The following is a 3,298-nucleotide window of genomic DNA, read 5'->3' as shown; positions in this document are numbered from 1 at the left end:
CGGCATCGCCGGCGAAACCGTCGAGATCCTTGATGGCGTCGATGTCATCGAGAAAACGGTCGCCGATCGCCTCGCGGGCGAGCGACGTCAGTCCGGGATTGCATTGGATCAGCCAGCGCCGCGGCGTGATGCCGTTGGTCTTGTTGTTGATGCGATCGGGATAGAGCTTGTGCAGGTCGGCGAACACCGTCTCCTTCATCAGGTCGGTGTGAAGAGCCGAAACGCCGTTGATGGAATGCGAGCCGACAAAGGCCAGATTGCCCATGCGCACCCGGCGATCGCCATTTTCCTGGATCAGCGAGATGCGGCCAATCTGCTCGTCCGAGAACTGGTTGGAAGCACGCGCCTCCAGAAGCACTTCAGCGTTGATGGCATAGACAATCTGCATGTGGCGCGGCAAAAGCCGCTCGAACAGCGGCACCGGCCAGCTTTCCAGCGCCTCGGGCAGCAGTGTGTGGTTGGTGTAGCCGAAGGTGCGCTGGGTGATATCCCAGGCCTGGTCGAAGTCCATGCCGTGGACGTCCATCAACAGGCGCATCAACTCCGGCACGGCGATGGCCGGATGGGTGTCGTTCAGGTGGATCGCAGCCTTGTCGGGCAGCGACTTCAGGTCGCCATATTGGCTCAGATGACGCTGCACGATGTCCTGCAGCGAGGCGGTGGAGAAGAAATACTCCTGCCGGAGCCGCAGTTCCTGCCCGGCCTTGTGGGAATCGGCGGGATAGAGCACGCGCGACAAGGCATCGGCCTTGTTGCTTTCGGCGAGCGCGCCGATGTGGTCGCCGGCATTGAATTTGTCGAGCAGGATCGGATCGATCGGCATGCCCGACCAGAGCCGCAGCGTGTTGACGCGATTGGCCCGCCAGCCGACGACGGGCGTGTCATAGGCGACGGCCAGCACATGCTCGGTCGGCTTCCAGACATGGCGTTCGAGGCGGCCGTCCTTGGAGGTGATCGATTCCACCGAACCGCCGAAACCAACCTCGAAGGAGCGTTCGCGACGTTCGAATTCCCACGGGTTACCGTGATCAAGCCAGGTCTCTGGCAGTTCGACCTGCCAGCCGTCGTGAATCTCCTGCCGGAACATGCCATTGGCATAGCGAATGCCGTAGCCATGCGCGGGAATGTCGACGGTCGCCATGCTTTCCATGAAGCAGGCCGCGAGCCGCCCGAGACCGCCATTGCCGAGCGCCGCATCGGGCTCGAGTGCTGCAATCAAGTCGAGGTCGACACCCAACGACGACAGCGCCTCGCGCATGTTGTCCATCAGGCCCAGATTGGAGAAAGCATCGCGCATCAGGCGGCCGATGAGGAATTCCAGCGACAGATAATAGACGCGCTTTTCCTTCTGGTCGTAAGCCTCTCTCGTCGCCTGCATCCAGTGATCGACGATCCGGTCGCGCACGACCTTGATCGAGGCGGTTAGCCAGTCGTACTGGGTCGCAACGGTGGTGTCCTTGCCGACCCTGTATTTGAGGGCAACCAAGACTTCACGTGCGAGCGTCTTTGGGTCAGGATTTTCGAGCAGTGGCGGAAGGGGTTCGGATGTCATCGCGCTCGTCATGATGCCTCTCGTGCGGTTGCCATGATCATACCGGCTTTCATCGCTCCTCCCAGCCCATGCTAGCTGATACCGCCAACTATTCAATCGATTTAAACAGGTTCGATCCGGCTTGCCCCCTGCGGCAATTTGGCAATTCTGAAGTGTGACGCGCCAAGACGGCCCGCGCGCCGCGCTTCAAATCCCTGTTCCGTGCTTGCCGTGTCGCCATGCGCCAGCCACTTGGGCGACATGTATCAAGCCGCCAGCGCCGCCTCCGGCGGGGCCTTGGCTCCTGTCATGAAGGCGACGGCGTCGGACATCGTATATTGCTTGGGGTCGATGACGGCGAGGCGACGGCCCAGCCGATGGATGTGAATGCGATCGGCCACTTCGAAGACATGCGGCATGTTGTGCGAGATCAGCACGATCGGGAGGCCGCGCTTCTTGACGTCGAGGATCAGCTCGAGCACGCGGCGGCTTTCCTTGACGCCAAGGGCGGCTGTCGGCTCGTCCATGATCACCACACGACTGCCAAAGGCGGCCGCACGCGCCACGGCAACGCCCTGCCTTTGGCCGCCCGAGAGCGTCTCCACAGCCTGGCTGATGTTCTGGATGGTCATCAGGCCAAGTTCGGTAAGCTTGTCGCGGGCGCGCTTTTCCATCGCCGGGCGATCGAGCATGCGAAGCCAATCGCCCAGAAAACCCGGTTTACGGATTTCGCGGCCAAGGAACATGTTGTCGGCGATCGACAGCGCCGGCGACAGCGCCAGGTTCTGGTAGACGGTCTCGATGCCGGCTTCGCGGGCCTCCATCGGCGATTTGAAGGAGACGGGTTTTCCTTCGAGCCGGATCTCGCCTTCATCGGGCGCGGCAGCGCCGGAAATCGCCTTGATGAGCGACGATTTGCCGGCGCCATTGTCACCGATGACAGCAAGGATTTCGCCGGGGTAGAGGTCGAAGTCGGCGTTGTCGAGGGCGGTGACGCGGCCGTAGCGCTTGACTAGGCCACGCGCGGTGAGAATGGGTTCCTGGGTCATGGTCATGCCGAAACCTTTCTGATCCATTGGTCGACCGCCACGGCGCCGATGATCAGCACACCGGTGAGCAGCACCTTCCATTGCGGATCGGCGCCCAGCATGTTGAGGCCCATGGAGACGACGCCGACGATCATCGCGCCGAACAGCGTGCCCAGGATCGAGCCGCGTCCGCCGAACAGGGAAATACCGCCGATCACCGTCGCGGTGATCGCCTGGAGATTGTAGTCGGTGACGGCAGCCGACGGCGAGATCGAGCCGTTGCGACCGATAGAGACCCAGGCAGCGAAAGCGGCGATCAGCCCGGCAAGGGTGTAGACCGTCATCAGCACCTTCTTGGTCTGGATGCCCGACAGCTTCGCCGCCTCCTGATCATCGCCAACGGCGTAGACATGGCGACCCCATGCCGTGTGATTGAGCACGTACCAGAGGATCATCACGAGCACGACCGTGGCAATGACGCCGAGCGTCAGCACCGCCGTGCCGACCTTGAAGCTGATGGCAAAGAGATGCAGGAGCGGCGCCTGGGTGTCGACGTCGGTGTCGCGGATCGTCTCGTTGGCCGAATAGATGAAGTTCGTGGCCATGACGATGTTCCAGGTGCCAAGCGTCACGATGAAGGGCGGCAGCTTCATGTAGGCGACGAGCACGCCGTTGAGCAGCCCGCATGCCGCGCCGGCGGCAAGCCCGATCGCCACGGCGAGCGCGCTCGGCATACCGT

3 protein-coding genes are annotated in these 3,298 nt (G+C 62.3%); all 3 read right to left on the bottom strand.

Going from position 1 to position 3,298, the window contains the following annotated elements; genetic code table 11:
- On the bottom strand, positions 1-1,564 hold a 1,564-nt coding region (gene glgP, locus EN964_RS29610), incomplete at its 3' end, for a glycogen/starch/alpha-glucan family phosphorylase (RefSeq protein WP_127277081.1).
- 233 nt (positions 1,565-1,797) lie between these two features.
- Positions 1,798-2,580, bottom strand: a complete 783-nt coding sequence (locus EN964_RS29605) for an ATP-binding cassette domain-containing protein (RefSeq protein ID WP_164748811.1) — start codon at positions 2,578-2,580, stop codon at positions 1,798-1,800.
- A 2-nt stretch (positions 2,581-2,582) separates the two neighbouring features.
- Positions 2,583-3,298 (bottom strand): ABC transporter permease (locus EN964_RS29600; RefSeq protein ID WP_164776075.1); only part of this gene is annotated, 716 nt, incomplete at its 5' end.

This window comes from Mesorhizobium sp. M7A.F.Ca.CA.001.10.2.1, assembly GCF_003998575.1.
Lineage (GTDB): Bacteria > Pseudomonadota > Alphaproteobacteria > Rhizobiales > Rhizobiaceae > Mesorhizobium.
Note: the sequence above shows the minus strand (reverse complement) of the source record. Positions and strands in the feature narration are given on the sequence as shown.

What these genes read in the sequence shown, in the direction of transcription:
- EN964_RS29605 (WP_164748811.1), bottom strand. Translation starts at nt 2,580, where the DNA reads ATGACCCAGGAACCCATTCTCACCGCGCGTGGCCTAGTCAAGCGCTAC.